Below are 23,460 nucleotides of genomic sequence, written 5' to 3' on the forward strand. Positions count from 1 at the left end.
TATGTCACTAGATCTCTTTCTGATTTCCCATGTAACTCTGCAAAACATAAGGAATTTTGATGTGTCCATCTTTTGTTTGGAAATTCTCCATAATTGCTACCAAAATTCTAGTTGTGGCAATTAGAGTGCTATTTAGCGTGTGCAAGTATTGCGTGTCTTCATTTGTTTTATCTCTAAATCTTATTTTCAATCTTCTTGCTTGATAATCCAAACAGTTTGAGCAAGATACGATCTCTCTATAGGCATTTTGTCCTGCCATCCACGCTTCAATATCGTATGTTTTTGCTGAAACTTTTCCCATGTCTCCAGTTGACAGCAGCATTACTCTGTATGGGATTTCCAAGCTTTGATAAAATTCTTCAGCAACTGATATCATTTTTTCATGTTCATTCCAAGAGTCTTCAGGTCTTGAAAAGACAAATTGTTCAATTTTATCAAATTGATGTACTCTGAAAATTCCCTTCTGATCTCTGCCATGCGCTCCAGCTTCTTTTCTAAAACATGGGCTGATTCCTGCATATCTTAAAGGTAAATCTTTTCCTTCTATGATTTCTTTTGAATGCATTGCCGCCATTGCATGTTCTGATGTTCCAATCATGTAAAGATCCTCATCTTCAACTTTGTAAATTACTTCTTCAAAATCATCTGCAATTACTGCTCCCTCCATTGATTCCCGATTAATCATATATGGTGGTTGAACAAGCGAATATTCTTTTTTTGCAAGAAAATTTAGTCCATAGTGAATTAATGACTGATTGAGTCTTACAAGATCATTTTTTAGATAATAGAATCTAGCTCCTGCTACTTTAGCTGCCCTTTCAAGATCAACCAAATCTAAATTTTCAGAAATATCTATATGATCATTTATTTTAAAATTAAAATTTGGTATCTTTCCCCATTTTCTAATTTCTATATTGGAACTTTCATCTATGCCTACGGGAACTGATTTATCGACAAGATTTGGAATAGTTAGTGCTAATTTTGAATAGTATTTTTCAATACTTTCTTGTTCTGATTCTAATTCAGAAAGTTTAGCTGAAACATTTTTCATTTCTTTTAAAATTCCTGATGCATCTTCTCCTTTCTTCTTTTTTAGTGAAATCTCCAATGCTACTTGATTTTTCTTTTTTCTCAATTCATCTGTTTTAAGAATAAATTCCCGCCTTTTTTGATCAGATTTTATCAATCCGTTCAAATCAAATTCTACTGATCTTGCTTTGAGCATATCTTGAATAATTTGAGGATTTTCTTTGATTAATTTTGGATCTAACATTATTCTATCACCTTTAATGATACTTGTATATGCTCAACTACTTCATCAATTGTCCCAATAAGTTGTTTCATATTCTTCTTACTTTCAAAATTAAAAACTAGTTTGTTATCAATATTTTCAACATAAAGACTCAATCCTTCTGGAAAATTTACATTATCTGGTTCTAGTGCTTTTTTGATAGTTTCAGCCTTTTCTTTAGATATGTTATTGAGTACTACTTTTACTTGGCATGTTAACGACATTTACTTCTAAATAATTGAGAAATTCGTCCAATTTGTCTTTAGTTATTTTTGCGCCTGCTGCTGCATTATGTCCTCCACCAATACCGTCAAATTTCTCAGCACCTGTTCTCATTATTTCGCTGAGGTTGATATCTGAATTACAACTAAAAGATTTTCTTGATGAGAACTTTATTGTATTTTCTTCTCCCTTTGTTCTCAAAATTACGATTTTACCTGAATTTTTTGGAGAGCCTGCAATTAATGATGAGATAGTCCCAGTCATTGTTTCCGGTACTATGTCTTCACCATTTACCATAACACAAGTTTCACTTTCAGAAATTCGCCATCTTTCATTTGATAATATACTCATGTATTCTCTAATCATTTTTCTATAGTCTGTCAAAATTGATTCTCCTTCCCTTAGTATCTTATTTCTGTCTCCCATGCATATTGCCATGCCGACACCAGAACGATTGATTCTTCCACAGGAGTTTAACATGGTAGAAAATTCCCTTCCGTCCCTCAAGAAACTCCTATTGTCTTCTCTTGGAAATGTGTATGTATATCCAATTAATTCTGACATTATCTCAGTAGCATTTTTGCCTGATGTGAATTTAGTAATTGATTCGATTACCTGTCTTTTTTCCTCTTCGTTTAGTTCTGCTGGAACTCTCCATCTTCCTCCCTCCTTTAACTTGATTCCTGATGAGTTTAGAAGAGAAAGACATGCATCTCTATTCCAGGTCAATCCTTCAATAAATGGCTGTGAGGTAAATGCAAGTGCATCCGGAAGAGGTCTAGTTTCTCTTCCTACTAATAATAAATCTAAATCAATATCCACCAACCCTAGTTCTTTTGCAGTATTTGAAATTTCAAAATTTTTACCAGTAAATGATTTTCTTTCTCCTTGATCTTGTCTGTCACCTAATGCTGAAACAACTGCAATGGCAGACAAATCTGAATTTTTTTCATCTAATGCAATTGATGCAAGATATGCCATTCCTCCTGCACAAATCTCTGCTCCTCCATCAATTCCATATTTCCATGCATTAATGACATTTTGATTATCTATCTCTTTATCTGGAATTTGGTGATGATCTAAAACAATCCAATTATCTCCTAGTGTAGAATCTAGCTCATTTGCAAAACCTCCTCCTAAATCTGTTACAACATGAAAATCCCTAGAGTCTTTTTTGAAAGATTCAACCACATTTTTACTAAATTCTTTTGATGTTCTGACAGTACAATTTGCACCTTCTCTGATTAGAGCTTTAGCAATAATGCTGCCCGATGTAAGTCCGTCGCAATCAATATGGGTTGTAACAAAAATTGATTTTTTAGATTTTATACAATCTGAAATTTTATCTTTGAAATATGAAAGTGACTCATCAAGCGATTTTGTCATTACTCTAATTGAGCAACCACGGATTTATATTTCCAGGTTTTAGGAATTCTTTCAATTCTCTTGTAGTACACTGATAGTCTATGAACTTTGGCTTCTATTAGTTCCAAAGATCTTACATTTCTATTGTCACCCTTGTTTTCTTTTAGGTGCTTTTGAAGACCAACTGCTTTTTTAACCATATTTTCAAGGTCTTCTGGCATTTCCGGTCTCAAATCATTTTCCTTTAGAATATCACCCATACTTTTCTTGGTAATTGGTTTGATGAGAGGAATTGAATGCTGATCTCTTAATTTAATTCCAATTTGACTTGGGGTTAAACCATCTTTAGAATATTTTACAACTAATTCTTCTATTTCTTTAGGACTTTGTGTTATCCATGAAGGAGCACGCAATGTAGCTGGTCTGATGGAATGCGATTTTCCATGTCTATGAGTATGCATTCGTCCCATGATTTGGCTGATTAAAGTACCGAATTAAACGTTACTTTACTGATCTCGTACATTATATCGAAAATTGGTGTTTAGAATAAAAGTTAAATAAGTCTCTGGCTTCAAAACGAGCAGGTAAACGGTATGAATACAAAAATACTATTAGCAGCATCCTTAGTTGCTGTCTTCACTATGGGATTCTATGCAGAAGATGCAATAGCATTTGCACAATACATGGGAAACGTTGGTAGTGAAGGGGAAACCGGATCTTACACATTAGAGGAAGCACTTGAAATTCAAAGAAGAAGAATAGAAGCTGCTGAAGCAAATCCCGCCTCTGGCTCAGGAACTCCATATCTTGATGCAAGTGGTGTAGTTGGTGCCTCAGTTATCGCAGGTGCAGTGTTCGGTGGTATTGCAGGAGCATTCTTCATTAGAGGAAGATCTGGCAAATACGCAGCAATGGGCAGAGGATAATCAAACCTCACTTTTCTCTTATTTTATTTTCTACGTCTTAGTGGATACTGATCTCGTACTTTCTGATAATAAAAGAAATGTATATATCGCACAAATAGAGCCAAATTATCATGACTCCTATCGTAGGAACTTTCCTAAGCATCCTGTCATCACTTACAGGACAACTGGGACCAAACTATGATCCATTATTCTATGATGTAATGATTTACATCTTCGGAACCATGATGTTCACAATATTCCTTCTAGGAATTATCTCATTCTGGTTACGTGTACACGGATGGGCTTACAAGGACAACCGTGAGAGATGGGTCGATGAGTTGGACAGACACTTTGAAAGAGAAGGCATTGGTCTGATTCCAGACAACGGCAAATACTGGTAAAATTACTACCTTTCTTCTTTTCATTATTTTTAATAATTTTAGAAAACTCTGTGTTTATTTTCTAAAGTTATGATTTTTTTCTAGTTCTCAATTACTAATTTTTTAGTTATAGGATTAATCACTAGTTTTCAATTCTGGAAGGTAATCTTTGTCTTTTGATGAATCATAATCTTTTGATGTAAATACTGCTTTGTAGTGATACTTGTCTTGTAATGGGGTTTTGAGACCCATCTCTGACAACCTATCATTAACATAAATTTCTGTTTTTGACTCTTCCATGTCTCTAATTTTAAACTTGGAAATGTATAGGAAATGTCCTATTTCAAAATTAGGGTTTTCAGTCCATTCTGCATATACTGTACCATCATTAGAAAGCGTGTATATGGCTCTTTGACACCCTTCCGTGATTCCGATATTTGGTTGAACTTCGGCTTTCTGACCATCCAAAATCATTTCAAATGTAAATGATATTTTCCAATCTGTATCAATATTGTCAATGCAAGCATTATGTGGTTGTCCACCTATCATTGGGTTTACTACAAAGCTAGTAAGCAATACTGCGATGCCTCCTATGATGGCACTTATCACAAGAAATTTTATTGTCTTATTTCTTTTGTAAGGATCCCCCATTCCAGGATATTTCATGATGATGATTTTAGACGGATTCCTTAAAGTCCTTTCTCTTACTCAAACATTATCTCAATAGTATCAAATTGATCTTGATGATCTGCAAGAAAATATGTGATTTCATCTGAGTCAATCTCTAACCATTCTGATTCACCTTTGTAAGGGAGATAGTCTTCTACAAACAAATCATCTGCTCCCGTCATTCTAACAATTACTTTTTCATTTTTTGATTTTAACTCAAAGGGTAATTTGAGAACTTTACCTCGTCTCTGGTTTTGGATGTTAACTTTGAAAATATCTGAACGAAATTCAACTTCTCCGAAAAAATAACTTTGAAAAATATCTAGTTTGATTATTCTAAAACTTAACACAATTTCAATACTATTTTCTAGAAGATAAAACTTGGTTTCAAACCAATACGCCAATCATATGATTAATTATAAAATGAAAAGGAAAAGGTTGGGTTGTTTAGATTACTTGCCAGGGTCGTGTTGCAAACGTAATGACATAACCAACACCTATTATGATTGATTGATATGCGATGTTAGTATATGGGATTGGTTTGATAATTGGATCTCCTTCAACGACTACTGTTTGACCTGGACCAAGTCCTGGACCAACTTTTGCTACATTGAGTTGGGTGTGTACGTGGTATACACCTGCTTCAAGTGCTTTTGCAGATAATGAATAATCGACGACAGCGTTACCTGGAATGTCAAAGACGTTTCCTGGTGGATCTCTTGCTAGCATCTCCCATCTGTTACCTGCGTTGGTTGACTCTGTGAATATTGAGAGCCATCCTCTTAGGTCTCTTTCTACAAGGCTGACTAGTGTTCCTTGAACTGTCAAGGTTTCGCCAGTTTGTAGGGATTGTCTGTTAAAGGTTTCATCCTCAATTCTGATGAAACGACTCTGGAGTTGTGCTTGGACACCGTGTGCATCTGCAGTTGGAATTATGGATTCAACCCAGTTGAAACCTAATGTTCCTAGTGCAAGTACTACAGCTAGTCCAAATACGAAAATTCTTTTTTCGACCATAGTTATCCCTAATATTGAGGAAATAATACACATCGTTATATGTTTTACCTTCATTACGAGGATCGATGCTTGATATGATGTTAATCATCGATGCTATACAATGAAAATACTAAAAAAACAATAAAATTATTTTAATTTACTAAACAACTAATGTTATTTTTTTTTAAAAAAATCAATAATAATATAAAAATTTTAATAAAATTATCCAATTTTCAATCTCTTACTTTATATCCCGAATTCACACCTAATCTAGCATGGCACAGATGCCCGCATTAATCCCAAAAGAAGTTGAGATTCAGAGACTTAAAAAAATCTGGCTCATCGTTATTGCTATGGGATCTACTGCAGCATCAGTCGAAGTTGATAACTTCGTTGATGGTTCTCTACATCAGACTTCTATCAGAGATAGTGCATTTACACCAGCACACTGGTGGTTGTATTCCCACTTCATCACATTACCACTTGGATGGGGAGCAGCAGCAATCTATGATAGAAAAGTACCAGTTCTTAGAGGTCCTAACAATTCAATGAACACAGGATTGAAGATGACCATTCTTGGTTACCTTGCAACAATGTTTACAATTGGGGTCAATGAGATGTGGCACTTTTGGTTTGTAGAGGAAATATTTGCGGTTCCAAATCACTGGATGTTTAACATGGGTGTAGTAGTTGCATTCATGGGTGCACTTGCATACGTAGTCAGAGTATATGCTAGACTCGTAGAATTAGGTGCAGAAACTCCTGGAGAGAACCCATATGTTGCAGAAATGTACAAGATGGCCTTAGAAGGCAAATTGTACAGTAGATCAATTCCATAGACAAATTGTGCAAAAGCACATTTTTTCTCTTTTATTATTTTTAAAAAAAAGACGTGGATCGTACTAATACTCCTGTTTAAGAAAGACTTAAAAGAATCTGATTTAGAATAATTCCAGAATGACTCTTCCTAAAGGATTCGGTTCTGGCGGCACTGGTGGATCATCAAGTGCTGATATAGAGCGAATGATTGGACGACGCGTTGAAAACATGACTGGTATGATAACAATTTCATTCTGGGCAGCATTATTGGCTACTTTTGGTGGTACTGCAGCTGGATACTTCTATTATCCATGGGCATATCCAACAGCAAGTGGACACTTTGCATTCATCGTACTCGCAATCATTGAGGCAATAGGTTACATCTTCTGTGTTAAAGTCATGGAAGAAGGTTCCAACAAAAACAGTAATGGTATAGTTGCCGCTAGTGTTGCAGGCGCAACCGCATTTGTACTATTCGTATCACTATACGTTGGTTGGTAATCGAACACTTCATTACACTTCTTTTTCATTTTAATTTTAAACAGTCAGTTTTGATTACGTTTTTTCCTATTTTCCAAAGTTAAAACAACGATCTCCTTCACACTCTAAAATTTTATATACTGACCGTTTCTTTGACATCATATGGTCTGGTTAAGACGATGTACACACTACTTATTCATAGTAGTAGTTGCAGTTAACTCAACACTGTTAACAATTAATGCAGGAGACTACATCTTCTACACTGACTGGGCTTGGACTTCGTACACGGTATTCTCAATATCGCAAACGTTGATGCTTATTGTAGGTGCAACATATTACCTAACATTTACAGGCGTTCCAGGCACAGCAACGTACTACGCTCTAATTATGACAGTATACACATGGATAGCAAAAGGCGCATGGTTTGCGTTAGGATATCCATATGACTTCATTGTAGTTCCAGTTTGGTTGCCTTCAGCGATGCTGTTGGACTTAGTCTACTGGGCAACAAAGAAGAACAAGCACTCCTTGATACTGTTTGGCGGCGTACTGGTAGGAATGTCATTACCATTATTCAATATGGTAAACCTGATAACAGTAGCAGACCCACTAGAAACGGCATTCAAATATCCAAGACCAACATTGCCACCATACATGACACCGATAGAACCTCAAGTTGGAAAGTTCTATAACAGCCCAGTGGCTTTAGGTGCAGGTGCTGGTGCAGTATTGGCATGTACGTTTGCAGCGCTAGGTTGTAAACTTAATACTTGGACATACAGATGGATGGCCGCTTGGTCAAAGTGGGACTAAATCCAACCTTTTCCTTTTCATTTTATTAATCTCGCTTAGAGTGTTCTCTAAATTTCTAAACTTGATTAAAAAATATTGCACAGCTTGTGATCTTTTATTGTCTCTTTTGACAATATGTAATCTTGTGATGATAATTATTGAAACAGCAATATGGTCAGATTCTAGTTACTCCAAAACCATTTGTAAAATGGGCTGGTGGAAAACGTCAATTAATTCCAATTCTGAATGAAAATTTACCTAAAACATTTGGCACTTATTTTGAGCCCTTCTTGGGAGGCGGTGCATTACTTTTTCATATGCTAACAGAGCGAAATGGGCAAAAATGTAGCATTTCTGATCTTAATTCAGATTTGGTATTGTCATACATTACCATTAGAGATAGAATAGATGATTTGATTTCTTCTCTAAAAAGTCATGAAAAAAATTATCAAAAAGATTCCAAATCATACTATTATTCTGTTAGAGAAAGCAATCCAAGAAACGAAATTGAAAAAACATCTCGATTAATCTTTTTGAATAGAACCTGTTTCAATGGATTGTATCGTGTTAACAGTAAAGGTAAATTCAATGTACCTATAGGAAAATACACTAATCCAAATATTGTAAATGAGGATAATCTTCGTTCAGTAAGTAGCATATTGCAATCAAGCAAGGCATCTATCAAATGTCGTGATTTTGAGGCAGTTCTTAGAGATGCCAAAAAAGATGATTTGGTATACTTTGATCCACCATATCAGCCAGTTAGTAATACGGCAAATTTCACTAGCTATACAAACAAGGACTTTACCTTTGATGATCTAAGCAGACTAGCCGAACTTTGTACGAAACTGGATTCAAAAGGATGTAGAGTTCTTCTGTCCAATTCTAACTCTAAAGAAGTTGCAGAAATATTTTCCAACGAACCTTGGAAAATAAGTAAGATTCAGGCAAACCGCTCAATCAATTCAAACTCTAAAAAACGAACTGGTCACTTTGAATTACTGATTAAAAATTATTAGAAGCTTCGAACGGGATCTGAACCCGCGACCTTTACATTACCAATGTAACGCTCTACCAGGCTGAGCTATCGAAGCACGAAAATTGTCTGTAGAAAATCCTTATAATTCTTCATTCTGAGCATTATTCTTCTAAACTGTTAAATTTCACACAGATTTCTAGACTTTTGGAGGAGTAATCAAGCCTGGCCAAAGTAAGCATTATGTGCTTTTGGACATGCAGGACTTAAGATCAAATAATGGGTGATCCTGTCTCTCAGGAGTTCGTGGGTTCAAATCCCACCTCCTCCACTACTTTATTTTGGATGTTTTATTCCTCTAGAGTTTAGAACTTCGTAGACATCTGGTAATGAGAAAACAAAACCAACATGTACACAATCTTTTTCATCACATAGCTGACAGAACAATTCGCCTTTTTGAACTGCAACTTCTGCGATTCTATTTTTGATATTGTCTTTTAGAATAACTCGATCATCATCCACAGAAATTTTTTCAATCTTGGGGGCATATCTTGCAAAAGTCTTGTCCTTTTGCATCATCTCTTCTAACATGTAAGTTACATAACCTGAAAAACTATTGACCCCTTTCATTGTAAGGTCGTCTTTACTATTTTGATAAACTTGATGGAATTTATCATAAACTGTTTCTGAAACTGTGATTGATTTGAATCCGGCTTTTGGCAATTTACTTTTCCTTACCGTACAATAAAGTACTCAAGTATTTAATGTTTTATTCCAAGGGTACTGTCAAGCCTGTGGGACATATTTCTCGTGTAAACTATCGGGACATGAAAAAAATAGGGTTCTATCTTGTAGAACCACCAATACAATATGCACAGTTATCAAAACCCTGTGCATGGGCAACAATAAGACTAGAAAATTCTCGTCTATGTTCTAGTTTTATTTCATTAATCTGGCAGTTCGTATTCTGATTGAATAAATTATGAACTTCCATAGTGTTGCTATTTCCGAGGTATTGAGCCATGTTGTGTTTAATACTCAATCTAATAAAATAATGATCAGGAATATGATCTTGACTAATAGTCAATCAAAAATCAACTTTTCTCACAAGGTTTAACTTGATGAGTATGAAAATGTGATTGTATTTTGCCTCATGTAAGCGTATATGTTGATGAATCAGGGGATCTCGGATTTAATGAAAAATCATCAAAATTTTTTACAATAGGATATGTTTTTACAAAGAATAGATATCCTAGTGTTGAAAATGAGATAATTCGCCACACATTGAAACGAATCAATAAAAAAACAAAAAAACAAAAAAACAAGATTACCGAATTTAAATTTTCAAACAACACCGATAAGGTAAAATGTAAATTTTTACAAAAAATTAGAGAGTTAGATATCATCATAGGCGTAATTTGTATCAGTAAAGATTCTGTGAAAGAGGGATTAAAACAAGATTTAAGCAGATTATATCGATATTCCATTGTTGATACAATAATCACAATTCTTGTTCGAGATTTCTTTCATAAAGATGATCCATACAACTCAATCAAATTTGTTATTGATAGAAGTCTGTCTCCAAATGCACGTAAATTATTCAATGAATATTGCGAAGAAAAAGTATCATTTCGTGCATGGGAGAAAAACTCTGAGATTGATCATCATATCACCATAAGCCATGAAGATTCTAAATCAATACCAATGTTACAAGTAGCAGATTTTATCGCAGGGTCAACCCAAAAAAAATTTGAAATGGAGGATTCTATATTTTATGATTTAATTCAAGACAAAATCAATTATCATGAAAAATGGGATTATCATGATAAAATAACTTGGTGACTCTCAGCCTACTTGTCCCAGTCTGTCCAAACAGACATCATTCTTTCGGCTAAGATCCTACTAATTTCTTAGTAGACTTTACCCACCTGTATGTATGTATGTATGTATGATTATTTATTCTTCTCTACTTGCATTTTGAACAAGCGTAAACCATTTGTTTTTACCCTTAATTTCAATCCCACAAGCCTCAGCGGGAGTCTTACCATTCAATCCCATATGTGGACGTAAATAATTATGATAAATCTGATATCCATCAAACATTACTGAATCCTTTTTCTTAACCCCTCTCATGACCTTTTCACGATCTCGAAACTCTCCGTTTAGCCTCTCCATCTTGTTGTTGTTTCTATCACCTTTTAGTGAGATATGACGAATATGGATAGGACTTCCTTTCTTTACTGCACCATATTCTTTTTGAAAGGCATCATGATAAGCTGGCAAACCTGTGGGACATGATTCTCTCTGTTTTCAGTCGGGACATGAGAAAAAATGAATTATAATGACCTGAATACATGACTCAAGAACAGTTTGAATCACAATTAAAAAATTTTGATATTGAGATTAATAGTTGGGAAAAAGCCCTAGAATTTTAACTCATGTACTGAAACCGAACACGAATAACATGTCCCATGAATCGAATAGTATAATTTCAAAATCGCCTCACACGTAAATGAAAATTAGTCTTTATACAATACCTACATGCAAAAACACTATGGGCAAAGGCTATTCTACTGAATCAATTAGAGAAAAACTGATTTCATCTTTGGAAGACTCTGTTACTGGAATGTCTGGAGTAGAGCTTTCTAAAAAAGTTGGAGTCAATAGAATTACAATGTCCAAATATCTCAAAGTTTTTGCAGCTGAAGGATTGCTCCGACAGAAAAATATTGGAAATGTTACCTTGTGGTTTTTAGAACCAGGTCAAGAATCTTTTAATTTCCCTGATGATTATTTCAAAATACCTCCTATCTTCCTAGATTATTTAGTAAAGGGTACTGATGAACAAACTCATTCTTTAATTCGGAATTGTTTACATTCTGGGGCAACCCCTGATCGTTTAATTCTTGAAGTAATTTTTCCTGCAGTTGATTATGTGCAAAATTTGTATGATGCTGGAAAAATCGGAACTGCAGAACTAAATCTCTTAAAAACCACCATTTCAAAATCATTTCAAATTTTTAATCAAATTCCGATAGTATCTGATCCAAAAAAGAATGTGGTAGTAATTGCAGCTGATTCACAAAGTATCTTGATTTCAGAAGCTGCATCTGTTTCATATCATTCAGATGGTTGGAAGGTTTCTTATTTAGGAGATATGTCTTCCGCAATTGATGTCTTATTTGATTTAGATTTTCAAAAATTGATTGGAAAAATATGGAAACAAAAACCTGGAATGCTGCTAGTGGTTGTATTCTCAAATTCTGATGAAGGGCTAAACTTTTTTGCAAATTCCATTAATCCAATTAAAGACAAATCTGGAAAACATATGAAATTGGCTCTTTGTGGTAAAATATCCAAAAAATCTAAAATTAACTCTGATCTTATTTCTGAAAAACTTGATGATATTTTACAATGGTCTAAAACAGTTTCTCAAAATTTAAAATAATGAAAAATGGGCCCGATGTGATTCGAACACATGACCTTTCGATTATCAGTCGAACGCTCCAGCCAAGCTGAGCTACGAGCCCACGAACAAATCTCTAGGCAGCAGTCATTTAAGTTTAATTTTGTATCCGTAAAGTGACTAGTTTAATTTTCTTTCCACTTGATTGAGCAGCCAATTGATGGGTCAAAGTCATTTTCAATTTTTTCGCCCGACAACAGTTTTTGTATATTGTTGATCATCGTCTTTTCAGTGGCAACATCATCTGGTTTCATGGCATTATCAATTCTTCCATGAAAAACTAGTTGTTTTTGACTATTGAATAGAAATGGATCTGGAGTACACATTGCACCATATTTCTTGGCAATTTCTTGAGTCTCATCTACTAAATAATCAAACTTGAATCCTTTTTCTTTTGCAGTTTCTTTCATGGCTTCAAAACTATCTTCTGGATAATCCGTAGAGTCATTGCTGTTAATTCCTATTATTGCAATTTCTTTTCCAAATTTATCATATAACTCATTTAATGCATCTGCTTTGGCCTTAACATATGGACAATGATTACACATGAAAATAATCAAAATTCCTTTGTAATTACTATAATCTGCCAATGAATGTTTTTTATCATCAATTCCTAATAATTCAAAATCCGGTGCAATACTTCCTGTTTTTAGCTTTATTTGCGATTCTAAAAGTACCATGAACAAATAATCCTGTTTTCAAATAAAATTCTTGCCAAGAAGACAACAATTAAAATCCACACAATAATCAGTCTTCCTGTGGGCCGGTAGTATAGCCTGGTAGTATACCCGCCTTGCACGCGGGGGGTCACGGATTCAAATTCCGTCCGGTCCACTTCTTACTCATACGATCAGTGCTGAATTTCAGACTGCTGGATGGATTTAAATAGGATAAGTTTCCGTTTTTTCTTATGACAAGTGCAGCAGACGCATGGCCGGTATTTATTCCACTCATTGTCGGTTTGACTCCAGGTTTGATTTACTGGTTAGCAATTACCGCAAAGAGAAAATAAAATTACATCTATTTTTTAATCTCTTTTTATTATCTTTATTTTTAGTGTAAACTGGGTGAACTGATGTTACCTTTCTTGTTCACTATATGTTATGTTTAATGAAATTAATCTCAAAAATCAATGAAATTCAGCAATGAGACTTTTTCTACGTTTATTTTTGATTCTGCTTTTAGTTCCTTTTTCATATGCATTTTCAGCAGAATCTACTGATACCGCACCTACACTAACTGTATCACTGTTGAATGAAACTCCTTTTGTTTATCAGGATTCAGAAGGTTATACGGTTGTTGTAGGTCTTGTTGAAAATAATGATCCATTATCTTCTGTAACAGACATTCAAATTCAGGTGAAGTTTTTTGACGATTATAATCCTAATCCTTTAGAGATAGTTCAAGGAAGTACAACGCTTGAAGTAATTTCAGCAAATGGAAAATCTCCGTACTCTATTCGCTCTGAAACTCCAAATCCTAACATAACTCAGGCGTCAGTTTCCTTATTAGGATTTGATTCTTCAGTAGAAAAACAAAAGGGACTATCCGTATATTCAAGTGATGTGTTTCTTGATTCATCTTTAAGATTTTCAGGAGTTTTGAAAAATACTGGAGCTCCAAATTCTGATACCAAAGTCTACCTTGCATACTATGATGGTTTTGAACCATCACGAATTATTGCAGTTTCTACCATTGAACTTGGAGATATAGAGCCTAATACTGAAGTGTCTTTTGAAATAAATGAAAAAATTAGTCCTAGATCTGTAGGATTTTTGCTTTTCGCAGAATCCAATATTTTCAATTCTAATTTTGTAGATGTAAAAATTCCCCCTCCTCAATTAATGACAAAATTAGTTTCAATTTCTAATGTTTCTGTAAAAGATACTAAAGGAAACAATCTATCTGAAATCAAACTGGGTTCTACTGTAAACATAGAAAGTCAAACTCTTGTGGAATTTTCTGATAAAGAAATTCCTGCCGAAACTCCTTATACATATTATGTACAAATCAAAGAATCTGGAGAACTTCCTTATGTCGAGTTTATTGGCAAGTTTGATGGTCGATTCATTGGAAATGGGCCTCAGTCTCAATCCGTAGATTGGATTCCTGAAAAGAAAGGATTGTTTTTCATTGAAACGTTTGTTTGGGATAGAAATAATATTCCAATATCCGACCAAGGGCCATTTGTTCTAATTCTAGTAAACTAGTAGATTTATTTTCAAAGAATTTTAAACATATGTATGTCAAAATATTCTCTTGTTGCAATGGGTGGTACTTTTGATATTATTCATAAAGGACATTTAACATTACTTTCAAATGCATTTGACATTTCTGACAAGGTAATAATAGGACTTACCAGTGATGAGCTTGCAGAAAAAAAGAAAAAAATTCTAATTCATAAATATGAAAAACGATTTGAAAATTTAACTACCCTTCTTTTAAAAAAATACCCTCGTAGTTCTTTTCAAATTAGTAAATTGAATAATGATTTTGGACCTGCAGTTCTAGAAAAAGAAGTTGAAGCATTAGTTGTAAGTGATGAAACTAGTAATCAAGGAAATGTTTTGAATAAATTGAGAGAAGATAAGAAACTTCCTCCTGTTCAAATTATCACTGTTCCAATGTTTCTGGCAAAAGATGGTAAAAGAATATCTACCACTCGAATAAAAAATTCTGAAATTGATGTTGAAGGAAACTTGCTTTCAATTGACAAGTAGCTTGTCTAACTTTGAGTAATTGGAATAAATCAAAATTTCTAAATTTTACTTCATGGCAATCATCAATCATATGATGAAAAAAATTGATACTGATGTATCAAATCTTAAACAGGGGTTACATCCACAAAATCTCTCATATTGGTATGGTAAAATTATCCAAGAAACAATTGAAATGGCACCTCCGTGGTTACAAGATAAAATCAAAGTTCACCAAGATCCTATACTTTCAATGAAATTCAATTTAGATATTTCAAAACGTGCAGTCAGATATTTTATGATTGTAGTTGACAATAATTTGGATGAGATGCCTTATTCGACCAAACTTTATTTTCTCAAAGTTCAAGAAATACTATCTACTGAAATGGATAAATCTTTAGTTTAATGTGATTTTTTTATTTTAGGCACAAATTCAAGCTCTAAGTATCTATATTCAATCAAACTTAATTTTGAATATAATGGAACTTTACAAATCAAAGTATTCTGATAAAAAAGATTCACGGCGAACATCAAAACGAGAAAATGGTCCTTCTCGCTCTTTTAGAAATTCTAGTAATGACAGAAGCTCAAGATATTCACGAGATGACAGAAGAGGAGAATCTACAACTGTAACCTGTGCTGATTGTGGAACTGAATGTCAAGTTCCATTTGTTCCAAGAACCGACAAACCTGTTTACTGCAGTGATTGTTTCAGACAAAACAAACCACAAGATTCCAGTAATGATAGATATTCACGAGATGACAGAAGCTCAAGATATTCACGAGATGACAGAAGCTCAAGATATTCACGAGATGACAGAAGCTCAAGATATTCACGAGATGACAGAAGCTCAAGATATTCACGAGATGACAGAAGAGGAGAATCTACAACTGTAACCTGTGCTGATTGTGGAACTGAATGTCAAGTTCCATTTGTTCCAAGAACCGACAAACCTGTTTACTGCAGTGATTGTTTCAGACAAAACAAACCACAAGATTCCAGTAATGATAGATATTCACGAGATGACAGAAGCTCAAGATCTTACAATCGTCAAGAATTCACAAGAACTGATTCTAGATCTAAAAAATCTAAAGGTGATAAATTCTTAAAAAAACAAGAGAGTTTCTATTCTGGCGGTTCAGAAAAATTCTATGCAACTCTAAAAGAAAAACTATTTGAAATTTTAGGTGGCAAGTCTTGCTCTAGTTGTGGATTTAAAGATGAAAGAGCTTTAGGAATCAGTCACATATTTGATGATTCCCCAGACAGTCTTGGACGTGGAGGAGCTGCTTCTTCATGGGGAAAATATATTTCTGAACCTGAACTTGCTAAGAAGGATCTTAGAGTTCTTTGCTTGAACTGTAATGAAATAAGACAACCTGTATCAAAACCTAAAGAAAATTCTTCAAAATCTAAACCTAAAAAGAGTAGATATTTTCCTAGATAATCCTAAAATCATTGTTGATAATTTATTAACACTTTAATTATAATTATTTTAGAATCATATCATGAACGGCGATTTTAAAGCACTAGGAATTTCTTTGATAATCATGGTTGGCATAGTGGCACTATATACCGCGTTTGGCTCCTAGATTATTCTTTAACTATTTCTATGGTTAATTCATCAATTTTTGTAGAAATGATTTTGTGTTTTTTTTCAAGTACAGATTGAATAAAATCGGCAAATTTTTCAACACTTTCTTCATCTTTGAACATAATACTGTGAGCTGATTTATCTTTCAGTAAAATAACTAATTCATTTTTTATAATATTCAGAATTGACGTGATGTATGTCTCTTTTCCTTCTTTGATAAAAATAAGACTGCCAAATTTTTGAACTTCATATTTATCATCAAATGTTATGCTAATTTTCATTTATTCTCTAAAAGAAATTCATGTATCTTGTCTTTTGCTTTTTCTCTTTTTTCCTGATGAATTGATAGAAAATCATTAATTTTTTCAATTAAAATTGCTTTTAATTCTCCTGAAAGTAATTTTCCAGATTTATAATCTTCATAAATCGATTTTAATTTATTATCATCTGGTTCAAAAAATATTCTCAAATATTGATATGCGACATCAATATCTGGATTTCCGCCAATCTTTCTATGTTGTTCTATGTCTGGTTGACCTCCAGAAAATGCATGTTTGTTGATTTTCTTCTTTACTGCATTTGGAGAATCCGTTGTGTATATTGTTCCATTATTATCCGAAGCTGACATTTTACCACCTGGACCCTCTAATGCAGGAATCATTATGTTATGAATTAATGCTGGTTTTTGTTTTCCAATCTTTGGTGCAATATCTCGTGTTAATCTAAAGTGAGGATCCTGATCTACTCCTAATGGAATTAAAACTGGTTTGTCCTCAATAAAACATGGTGCAGATTGTAAGGCTGTATAAAAAATCATTCCAATATTTGTTTCATTTGTAAATCCAAATGTTGCTTTTGTATTAGAAAAATTAATTTTCTTTGCAACCTGAGCTGCAATTGGATACAGTGTTTGAATGTTTTTTGTATTGATAATGATTTTTGTTTTATCTGATTTGAAACCTAACGCAATAAAGTCAAGAGCATTTTCATAAGCAAACTTATTCGTCTCCTCTAAAGTGAGATTAGGTTTTGAAAAAAATTTTTCGTCATCTGTAAGCTGAAAATACATATTAACATCAAATTTTTCTTGAAGCCATTTTGAAAAAACCCATGGAACCAGATGTCCAATATGTGTATGACCTGAAGGACCCCTTCCAGTGTATAGAAAGAATTTCTGCCCTTTCTGATAATCATCCAAAATCCTATTCATTTCTCTATGAGAGAAAAAAATACCTCGCCTGAGCATAAAATGATCCTCTCCAACTACAGTCTTGATTCTTCCTAGTAACTCTGATGAAATTCTTTCAGTTCCAAATTTCTTGATTAATTTATCATAATCTATATCTCCTTCAACATGCCAAGGAGTCACAATAAAGTCATCAGCTGACATTCAATTTGACTTAGGTTAAGGTTTAAAAAGTCTTTTTCGAACTTTCTGCTGTTGTCGCAAGTTTTTCATGAAATTGAAAAAAAAATTATCACTTCGTTAAAAGACAATCCAAAACAAACAATGGAAAAACTTGAGAAATCAACCAATCTCTCTTCTGATCAAATAAGACGTGGAGTTGAGTGGCTCAAACTAAAAGAATTGGCAAATGTAGTTGAATCAACAACTAGTATATTTTCACTTGGGAAAAATGGTCTTGAGGCATTTGAGAAAGGACTTCCTGAAAGAAGATTGCTAAACCTGTTAAAAGATGGTCCAAAAACAATGCAAGACCTGCAAAAGGAACTTGGTTCAATTTTTGGTCCAGCAATGGGTCTTGCAAGAAAAAATAATTGGATTGAAACTAATGAAAAAATATCTCTGAAACACTCTCCAGTAGAACTACCGGGAGAGAAAACGCTTAAAAAAATTGGAAATGGCAAACAACCAAAAAATGAAATTGATGTTGTTGATTTATCTAGTCTTTTGAAAAGACCTGACTTTCTTATCGAAGATGTTCAAAAATCAAAAGAAATCTCACTAACTGACCATGCAAAATCAATTGCAATTTCAGAATCTGTTGGTGCAATTGACGTAGAAGCCGAGGCTCCTCCGATTTTTGCTGCAAGGACTCATCCACTCAAAGACACCATTGATGAAATCCGTGAAATCTTTGTGACTCTAGGATTTTCTGAAATTGTCGGTAGTATGTCTCAGTCTAGCTTTTGGAATTTTGATGCACTGTTTACACCACAGGATCACCCTGCCCGAGAATTACAAGATACATTCTATCTTGACGGGATCTCTGCAAAAAAGATTGGGACGCCTGAACAAATCAAAAATGTTTCAGCATCTCACAAGAAGAACTGGAGATATCTCTGGGATATCAACGAAGCAAGAAAGATGGTTCTTCGAACCCACACAACATGTGTTACAATCAAACATCTGGCAGAAACAAAACCTGATGAGGCAAGAGTATTCTCAGTTGGCCGTGTATTTAGAAACGAAAAGGTAAGCTATAAGCATCTTGTAGAATTTAATCAGATTGAAGGTGTTGTTGTTGGAAAAAATGCAACACTACGTGATTTGATGGGAATTCAAAGAGAATTTTATAAAAGAATTGGAATTACAAAAATTAAATTCTGGCCAACATTTTTTCCATACACTGAACCATCATTACAAACAATGGTGTATAACGATAGGTTGGGAAAGTGGGTTGAGTTATTTGGAATGGGAATCTTTAGACCTGAAGTTACAAAACCTCTTGGAATAAACAAACCTGTCTTGGCATGGGGCGGTGGAATTGAGCGAATTGCTATGCTAAAGTATGGTCTAGATGATGTCCGTGAATTTTACAACAACAACCTAAACTGGTTAAGGAGTGTAAACAAATGCCAGTAGTTGAAATTTCATATTCTAATCTGCAAAAACTGATTGGAAAGTCATCAAAAAAACAAATCTCTGAATCATTACCCTTTCTTGGTCTAGATGTTGAATCTGAAGAGGGTGATTTAGTTAGAGTTGAATACAGTCCAAACAGACCAGACTATTCGACTGATTTTGGAATTGCTCTTGGAATGCAGGGATTACTTGGAGTAAAAACCGGTGCAATTAAACTAAATATAAAAAAATCAAATTATTCAATCAAGGTAAATTCCACAGTATCAAAAATAAGACCATTTGTTACAGGAATTATTGCAAAAAACGGCAAAATTGATGACAAATTTATCAAGAAGCTAATGGCAATGCAAGAGGACCTTCACTTTGGAATTGGTCGAAAAAGAAAAAAGTCATCAATTGGAATACATGATCTAGACAAAATTTCATTTCCTTTAACATATACGACCACAAACAAAACTCATTCTTTCATTCCTCTAACAGCTACAAGTAAAATGAGCATATCTGAGATTCTAGAAAAAACAGTTGTTGGAAAAGACTATGGGAATTTGCTTAGAAATTCTTCTCAGGTCCCAATAATCTTGGATTCAAATTCTGATACTGTATCATTTCCACCAATAATAAACGCCGCCGTTACAACTATCACTCCTAAATCAAAGAATCTCTTTGTTGAAGTTACTGGAATCAATAAAAATGATGCAGAAGATATGCTGTCTATTGTTGCAACAATTCTTCAAAGCGCAGGATTTTCTTTGTATGGTGTAAAGATTACAGGAGCAAACAATTCATCACCCAAATTAGGATTAAGAAAAATTACAATATCTCCTAATTTGATTACTGACACTTTGGGTCTTTCATTGAGTTCTTCAAAAATAATATCAGCATTGAAAAAATCTCGATTAGATGCAGTATCTAAAGGAAATAATATTATCTGTACAATTCCTGCATATCGATTTGATATATTTGGTCCTATGGATTTAGTCGAAGAAGTTGCCTTAGGTTATGGAATACAAAACTTGGAGCCCATACTTTCTCCATCACAAACAATTGGTCAAACAAATCTAATTTCTGACAAACTAAAATCTTTATCACTAACTGTCGTAGGATTGGGTTATCTTGAAGTTCTCAACTCAAGCTTGACTAGCAAGCGAATCTTGTATGAAATGACAAACAGAGAATCAAAGAAAATAATTTCTGTACTTGACTCAAAAAGTCAAGAGCATACCATTCTACGAAACTCTATCTTACCAGGTTTAATTGAAAATTTATCTAGGAACATTCATGCAGTATATCCTCAAAAATTATTTGAAACTGGAACTATATTTTCAGATGATAATGTGATTGATGAAAAGGTAAGCTTTGCTGGAATCAGCGCACATCAAGATGCAAACTTTACAGAGATTAAATCTGTTTTACAATCTGTACTAAGAACTGCATTTAATTTTGAAATTGAAACAAAAACTTTTGAAGATCCAATCTTTGAAAATGGTCGTTCAGCAGCAGTTTTTGTAAATGGTAAACAAGTGGGAGTTATTGGTGAAATTAGTTCCAAAACAATTGAAAACTATAAGATTCGTGTTCCAGCAGTAGGCTTTGAAATTGTATTGTCTGGATTTGTTTTTTAAGTGATTTTAGGCCTAATCATATGGATTTGATCTCTATAGTTTTTAGTATAGTTTGACTTTATGTCTATTGCCCGAGAGCAAGCATACAGACGGATTAGGATGAGATGATCGTTATGATACCAGTGATTTCTAATTCACCCAGGTATGCTACATTATGGGCAACCCCGGTTTCAGAACGCGAGGAGGCTTATGGCTATACCCATGATTTTGTGCGAGTCAGAACCGGGGAACAATCCTCTTTCAAAAACGATAAAACATCCCTTGACAAAGAAAAATGAAATGGTAAACTATTGGTTAGCAAAGCAAGAGCCAAGTGGTCCAAGGGGATATAATTTTGAACAGTTAAAAAAAGAAAAATCAACTGTATGGGATGGCGTTCACAATAATCTGGCATTAAAACATATGCGAGAAATGAAACCTGGTGATCTAGCATTATTTTATCATACAGGGGATGAACGACAAGCTGTTGGAATAATGCAAATCACTTCAAAACCGTATTCTAATCCAAAAGAAGATGTTGAACGTTTCATTGTTGTTGATGTAAAATATAAAAAATCATTGAAAAATCCAGTAACTCTTGATGAAATGAAGAAAAATAAAAAATTCAAAGATTGGGAACTTCTTCGAATCTCAAGGCTATCTGTCATGCCAGTGCCAAAACCCATCTGGGATGAAATTTTAAAGATGTCTCAAGGCTAACAAAAAACGGTTTATTGATATAGTCGACTTATCTCATAAAAAATATGGCAACAGCTTATGTTTTAATAAACTGTGAACTAGGTTCTGAGGAAGCTATTATTCAGCAACTCAAAGGCTTAGAAGGTGTAAAAGAAGTTCATGGAACTTTTGGTGCATATGATATTTTGGCCAAAATTGAATCTGATACTGTAGAAAAACTAAGAGAAACAATCACCTGGAAGATCAGAAAAATTGAAAAGATTCGTTCAACTCTTACCCTAATGGGTATTGAAGGCCAAACATAAACACCCTTTTTTCTTATTATGATTTTACATTTTATTTTTGTCATAAAAGAAGAAGATCGTGAAAAACGAAAATTCGAGTTTGAATATATTAAGAAAATGGGTCAATTTTACAAAGTATGGATTAAAGAAAAATTTGGACGAGATTATGAAATTCAATGTGATGAATTGATTACGACACCAAGAAGTATTCTTCAAAGACTAGATATTCCTACATTTATCCGTGATCATGAACAAAGAGGAAAAGACATTTATCATTTTTACCTAACACATTTCAAACCACTGTGGACTGATTGTACTTGTGATGGATATAATGCAGAAAATTTCGGATTGGTATATTGGCAACCACTTCAAGGAAATGATACATTATTTCTTGCAGAGAAAAATTGTACCAGTGTATCTCATGTTTTACTTCATGAGTTTTTACGACTTCTTGGACACAAAAAATTCATACAAGAAGTCCATGATATTTGGACAAAACATCTCTTTGAACAATTAGAGTTTGAACAATACGGTGAAGACTTTCAAAAAACTGACGATAAACCTATGTTTCTAACAATGGATACTTCTCAATTAAATTTGTAAATATTTTTTAAATTAACACTTTGTTACAGAATAAATATTATTTTCAAAGTTAGCTGTTTTGAAATCTAATTTATTTTCAGGATCATTTGTTCTTGATTTACTCAAGTTCTCAAGTTCTACTAATGCATCTCCTCTAAATCCAACTGAAGAACCATAAATTGCATCAGCTAACATTGTTCCATGATCTCCTTTTTTAATATCATCAACCATATCGTAAAATCTAATGGTTTCTTTTTTGTTAACAGGATTGCCTGTTGCTTTGTTATATGCAACTGAAATATACATTCCATTATTTTTTACTGCAACAGGAATCTTGTGATTTTTTCCTGATGCGCCAGGAATTGTTTCATTAACCAAAACCTCACATTTATGATACATACTAGAAACATATGCATAGAATCTATACTGTGCATATTTTCCAGCGCTATCTTCCTCACAACCAACAAAAACTTTGTGTAATAATTCTAAAGCATCATCATTCATACTTTGTAATCTGTCATCAATTCTACCTCTTTCAAGCAGATCTGATTTACATTCTTTAGCAATTAAAACTAGAATAAAATCAGGCAGATTGTAATTCTTTAATGCAGCAACAAACGCCCCTGCCTGTGACATTCCAAATTTTGGAAAACCCTTATTGACCATATTTACAATTCACCTCAAAAAACATACTACTCCCCAACAATGAAATAAAACATGCTTTTCGCTTATAATTGTTAAGGAATTTTTGCGCCTATTTCATCATTTTTAATTAATTTTCAATTGTAAATATTAAATTCAGGAAAAACTCCATG

31 protein-coding genes and 4 tRNA genes are annotated in these 23,460 nt (G+C 33.8%); 19 read left to right on the plus strand and 16 right to left on the minus strand.

From position 1 onward, the window contains the following. Positions 1 to 7: 7 nt before the first annotated feature. The 4 genes from serS to K5783_RS09270 are packed head-to-tail and all read right to left on the minus strand — an operon-like array spanning position 8 to position 3,348. On the minus strand, positions 8 to 1,273 hold the full coding sequence (gene serS, locus K5783_RS09255) for a serine--tRNA ligase (RefSeq protein ID WP_297473900.1): 1,266 nt from the start codon (positions 1,271 to 1,273) through the stop codon (positions 8 to 10). Further along, on the minus strand, positions 1,273 to 1,515 hold the full coding sequence (locus tag K5783_RS09260; RefSeq protein ID WP_109877002.1) for a KEOPS complex subunit Pcc1: 243 nt from the start codon (positions 1,513 to 1,515) through the stop codon (positions 1,273 to 1,275). Before K5783_RS09260 ends, serS begins: the two co-directional genes overlap by 1 nt. After that, complete coding sequence (locus tag K5783_RS09265; protein WP_297473902.1) at positions 1,478 to 2,899, minus strand: DHH family phosphoesterase; 1,422 nt, start codon at positions 2,897 to 2,899, stop codon at positions 1,478 to 1,480. Before K5783_RS09265 ends, K5783_RS09260 begins: the two co-directional genes overlap by 38 nt. Then, positions 2,899 to 3,348: a 30S ribosomal protein S15 gene (locus K5783_RS09270; protein WP_109877000.1), complete on the minus strand. Its 450-nt coding sequence runs from the start codon at positions 3,346 to 3,348 to the stop codon at positions 2,899 to 2,901. Before K5783_RS09270 ends, K5783_RS09265 begins: the two co-directional genes overlap by 1 nt. A gap of 123 nt (positions 3,349 to 3,471) precedes the next feature. Here K5783_RS09270 and K5783_RS09275 point away from each other — a divergent pair, with 123 nt between their 5' ends. Next, complete coding sequence (locus K5783_RS09275; protein ID WP_109876999.1) at positions 3,472 to 3,804, plus strand: hypothetical protein; 333 nt, start codon at positions 3,472 to 3,474, stop codon at positions 3,802 to 3,804. Positions 3,805 to 3,914: 110 nt separating this feature from the next. Beyond that, entirely contained in the window at positions 3,915 to 4,184 is a 270-nt protein-coding gene (locus K5783_RS09280) for a hypothetical protein (RefSeq protein ID WP_014963880.1), read from the plus strand. Positions 4,185 to 4,298: 114 nt separating this feature from the next. Here K5783_RS09280 and K5783_RS09285 read toward each other — a convergent pair whose 3' ends face one another. The 3 genes from K5783_RS09285 to K5783_RS09295 form a co-directional block, all read right to left on the minus strand. Continuing rightward, the gene (locus K5783_RS09285; protein ID WP_109877029.1) at positions 4,299 to 4,829 is read right to left on the minus strand and encodes a hypothetical protein; all 531 of its coding nucleotides are present in this window, start codon (positions 4,827 to 4,829) and stop codon (positions 4,299 to 4,301) included. A 38-nt stretch (positions 4,830 to 4,867) separates the two neighbouring features. Further along, on the minus strand, positions 4,868 to 5,182 hold the full coding sequence (locus K5783_RS09290; RefSeq protein ID WP_297473907.1) for a hypothetical protein: 315 nt from the start codon (positions 5,180 to 5,182) through the stop codon (positions 4,868 to 4,870). A gap of 97 nt (positions 5,183 to 5,279) precedes the next feature. Further along, a complete protein-coding gene (locus tag K5783_RS09295; protein ID WP_297473908.1) occupies positions 5,280 to 5,849 on the minus strand; it encodes a methane monooxygenase/ammonia monooxygenase subunit B in 570 nt (189 codons plus the stop codon). 254 nt (positions 5,850 to 6,103) lie between these two features. Here K5783_RS09295 and K5783_RS09300 point away from each other — a divergent pair, with 254 nt between their 5' ends. The 4 genes from K5783_RS09300 to K5783_RS09315 all read left to right on the plus strand — a co-directional run bounded on the left by K5783_RS09300 (position 6,104) and on the right by K5783_RS09315 (position 8,938). Next, positions 6,104 to 6,667 (plus strand): methane monooxygenase/ammonia monooxygenase subunit C, encoded by a 564-nt coding sequence (locus K5783_RS09300; protein ID WP_048097271.1) that lies wholly within the window; start codon positions 6,104 to 6,106, stop codon positions 6,665 to 6,667. A gap of 118 nt (positions 6,668 to 6,785) precedes the next feature. Continuing rightward, positions 6,786 to 7,148: a hypothetical protein gene (locus tag K5783_RS09305; protein ID WP_297473912.1), complete on the plus strand. Its 363-nt coding sequence runs from the start codon at positions 6,786 to 6,788 to the stop codon at positions 7,146 to 7,148. Between the two features lie 141 nt (positions 7,149 to 7,289). After that, entirely contained in the window at positions 7,290 to 7,940 is a 651-nt protein-coding gene (locus K5783_RS09310; protein ID WP_297473913.1) for an ammonia monooxygenase, read from the plus strand. 137 nt (positions 7,941 to 8,077) lie between these two features. Continuing rightward, complete coding sequence (locus tag K5783_RS09315; RefSeq protein WP_297473915.1) at positions 8,078 to 8,938, plus strand: DNA adenine methylase; 861 nt, start codon at positions 8,078 to 8,080, stop codon at positions 8,936 to 8,938. 1 nt (position 8,939) lies between these two features. Here the strand turns inward: K5783_RS09315 and K5783_RS09320 are convergent. Beyond that, positions 8,940 to 9,013, minus strand: a tRNA-Thr gene (locus tag K5783_RS09320). Between the two features lie 91 nt (positions 9,014 to 9,104). Here K5783_RS09320 and K5783_RS09325 point away from each other — a divergent pair. After that, positions 9,105 to 9,226, plus strand: a tRNA-Leu gene (locus K5783_RS09325). Positions 9,227 to 9,231: 5 nt separating this feature from the next. Here K5783_RS09325 and K5783_RS09330 read toward each other — a convergent pair. Further along, the gene (locus tag K5783_RS09330; protein ID WP_048115112.1) at positions 9,232 to 9,618 is read right to left on the minus strand and encodes a hypothetical protein; all 387 of its coding nucleotides are present in this window, start codon (positions 9,616 to 9,618) and stop codon (positions 9,232 to 9,234) included. Between the two features lie 121 nt (positions 9,619 to 9,739). Continuing rightward, positions 9,740 to 9,919, minus strand: a complete 180-nt coding sequence (locus K5783_RS09335) for a hypothetical protein (RefSeq protein WP_297473916.1) — start codon at positions 9,917 to 9,919, stop codon at positions 9,740 to 9,742. Between the two features lie 122 nt (positions 9,920 to 10,041). On the opposite strand from K5783_RS09335, the gene K5783_RS09340 reads away from it, so the two are divergent. Next, the gene (locus K5783_RS09340) at positions 10,042 to 10,737 is read left to right on the plus strand and encodes a DUF3800 domain-containing protein (RefSeq protein ID WP_297473918.1); all 696 of its coding nucleotides are present in this window, start codon (positions 10,042 to 10,044) and stop codon (positions 10,735 to 10,737) included. A gap of 114 nt (positions 10,738 to 10,851) precedes the next feature. On the opposite strand, the gene K5783_RS09345 is transcribed toward K5783_RS09340, so the two are convergent. Further along, positions 10,852 to 11,178: a hypothetical protein gene (locus tag K5783_RS09345; protein WP_297473919.1), complete on the minus strand. Its 327-nt coding sequence runs from the start codon at positions 11,176 to 11,178 to the stop codon at positions 10,852 to 10,854. A gap of 271 nt (positions 11,179 to 11,449) precedes the next feature. Between K5783_RS09345 and K5783_RS09350 the strand changes: the two genes are divergently transcribed. Then, positions 11,450 to 12,343, plus strand: coding sequence for a B12-binding domain-containing protein (locus K5783_RS09350; RefSeq protein ID WP_297473965.1), 894 nt, complete (start codon positions 11,450 to 11,452; stop codon positions 12,341 to 12,343). Between the two features lie 7 nt (positions 12,344 to 12,350). On the opposite strand, the gene K5783_RS09355 is transcribed toward K5783_RS09350, so the two are convergent. Both K5783_RS09355 and K5783_RS09360 read right to left on the minus strand, forming a co-directional pair. Next, positions 12,351 to 12,425 (minus strand) — tRNA-Ile (locus K5783_RS09355). Positions 12,426 to 12,486: 61 nt separating this feature from the next. Then, positions 12,487 to 13,041 carry a thioredoxin family protein gene (locus K5783_RS09360; RefSeq protein ID WP_297473920.1) on the minus strand — a complete coding sequence of 185 codons (555 nt, stop codon included), beginning with the start codon at positions 13,039 to 13,041 and terminating at the stop codon, positions 12,487 to 12,489. An 80-nt stretch (positions 13,042 to 13,121) separates the two neighbouring features. Between K5783_RS09360 and K5783_RS09365 the strand changes: the two genes are divergently transcribed. The 5 genes from K5783_RS09365 to K5783_RS09385 all read left to right on the plus strand — a co-directional run bounded on the left by K5783_RS09365 (position 13,122) and on the right by K5783_RS09385 (position 16,505). Beyond that, a tRNA-Ala gene (locus K5783_RS09365) sits at positions 13,122 to 13,195 on the plus strand. Positions 13,196 to 13,506: 311 nt separating this feature from the next. After that, positions 13,507 to 14,571 (plus strand): hypothetical protein, encoded by a 1,065-nt coding sequence (locus tag K5783_RS09370; protein ID WP_297473921.1) that lies wholly within the window; start codon positions 13,507 to 13,509, stop codon positions 14,569 to 14,571. Positions 14,572 to 14,604: 33 nt separating this feature from the next. After that, on the plus strand, positions 14,605 to 15,081 hold the full coding sequence (locus K5783_RS09375; RefSeq protein ID WP_297473922.1) for a phosphopantetheine adenylyltransferase: 477 nt from the start codon (positions 14,605 to 14,607) through the stop codon (positions 15,079 to 15,081). A 52-nt stretch (positions 15,082 to 15,133) separates the two neighbouring features. Next, entirely contained in the window at positions 15,134 to 15,463 is a 330-nt protein-coding gene (locus K5783_RS09380; protein WP_297473923.1) for a hypothetical protein, read from the plus strand. Positions 15,464 to 15,536: 73 nt separating this feature from the next. After that, on the plus strand, positions 15,537 to 16,505 hold the full coding sequence (locus tag K5783_RS09385) for a CxxC-x17-CxxC domain-containing protein (RefSeq protein ID WP_297473924.1): 969 nt from the start codon (positions 15,537 to 15,539) through the stop codon (positions 16,503 to 16,505). Positions 16,506 to 16,651: 146 nt separating this feature from the next. On the opposite strand, the gene K5783_RS09390 is transcribed toward K5783_RS09385, so the two are convergent. Continuing rightward, the gene (locus tag K5783_RS09390; RefSeq protein WP_297473926.1) at positions 16,652 to 16,933 is read right to left on the minus strand and encodes a hypothetical protein; all 282 of its coding nucleotides are present in this window, start codon (positions 16,931 to 16,933) and stop codon (positions 16,652 to 16,654) included. Next, on the minus strand, positions 16,930 to 18,042 hold the full coding sequence (locus K5783_RS09395) for a tryptophan--tRNA ligase (RefSeq protein WP_297473928.1): 1,113 nt from the start codon (positions 18,040 to 18,042) through the stop codon (positions 16,930 to 16,932). The genes K5783_RS09390 and K5783_RS09395 overlap by 4 nt, the downstream gene beginning before the upstream one ends. A gap of 51 nt (positions 18,043 to 18,093) precedes the next feature. On the opposite strand from K5783_RS09395, the gene K5783_RS09400 reads away from it, so the two are divergent. The 5 genes from K5783_RS09400 to K5783_RS09420 all read left to right on the plus strand — a co-directional run bounded on the left by K5783_RS09400 (position 18,094) and on the right by K5783_RS09420 (position 22,666). Next, entirely contained in the window at positions 18,094 to 19,479 is a 1,386-nt protein-coding gene (locus K5783_RS09400) for a phenylalanine--tRNA ligase subunit alpha (protein WP_297473929.1), read from the plus strand. Then, positions 19,470 to 21,101 carry a phenylalanine--tRNA ligase subunit beta gene (gene pheT / locus K5783_RS09405; RefSeq protein WP_297473931.1) on the plus strand — a complete coding sequence of 544 codons (1,632 nt, stop codon included), beginning with the start codon at positions 19,470 to 19,472 and terminating at the stop codon, positions 21,099 to 21,101. Before K5783_RS09400 ends, pheT begins: the two co-directional genes overlap by 10 nt. A gap of 279 nt (positions 21,102 to 21,380) precedes the next feature. Further along, positions 21,381 to 21,800, plus strand: a complete 420-nt coding sequence (locus tag K5783_RS09410; RefSeq protein WP_297473967.1) for an EVE domain-containing protein — start codon at positions 21,381 to 21,383, stop codon at positions 21,798 to 21,800. Positions 21,801 to 21,844: 44 nt separating this feature from the next. Beyond that, on the plus strand, positions 21,845 to 22,084 hold the full coding sequence (locus K5783_RS09415; protein WP_014963852.1) for an Lrp/AsnC ligand binding domain-containing protein: 240 nt from the start codon (positions 21,845 to 21,847) through the stop codon (positions 22,082 to 22,084). An 18-nt stretch (positions 22,085 to 22,102) separates the two neighbouring features. Further along, complete coding sequence (locus tag K5783_RS09420) at positions 22,103 to 22,666, plus strand: hypothetical protein (RefSeq protein ID WP_297473933.1); 564 nt, start codon at positions 22,103 to 22,105, stop codon at positions 22,664 to 22,666. 12 nt (positions 22,667 to 22,678) lie between these two features. Here K5783_RS09420 and K5783_RS09425 read toward each other — a convergent pair whose 3' ends face one another. Beyond that, positions 22,679 to 23,311 carry a hypothetical protein gene (locus K5783_RS09425; protein WP_297473934.1) on the minus strand — a complete coding sequence of 211 codons (633 nt, stop codon included), beginning with the start codon at positions 23,309 to 23,311 and terminating at the stop codon, positions 22,679 to 22,681. Positions 23,312 to 23,460 lie beyond the last annotated feature (149 nt).

It is taken from the genome of Nitrosopumilus sp. (assembly GCF_025699125.1).
GTDB lineage: Archaea > Thermoproteota > Nitrososphaeria > Nitrososphaerales > Nitrosopumilaceae > Nitrosopumilus.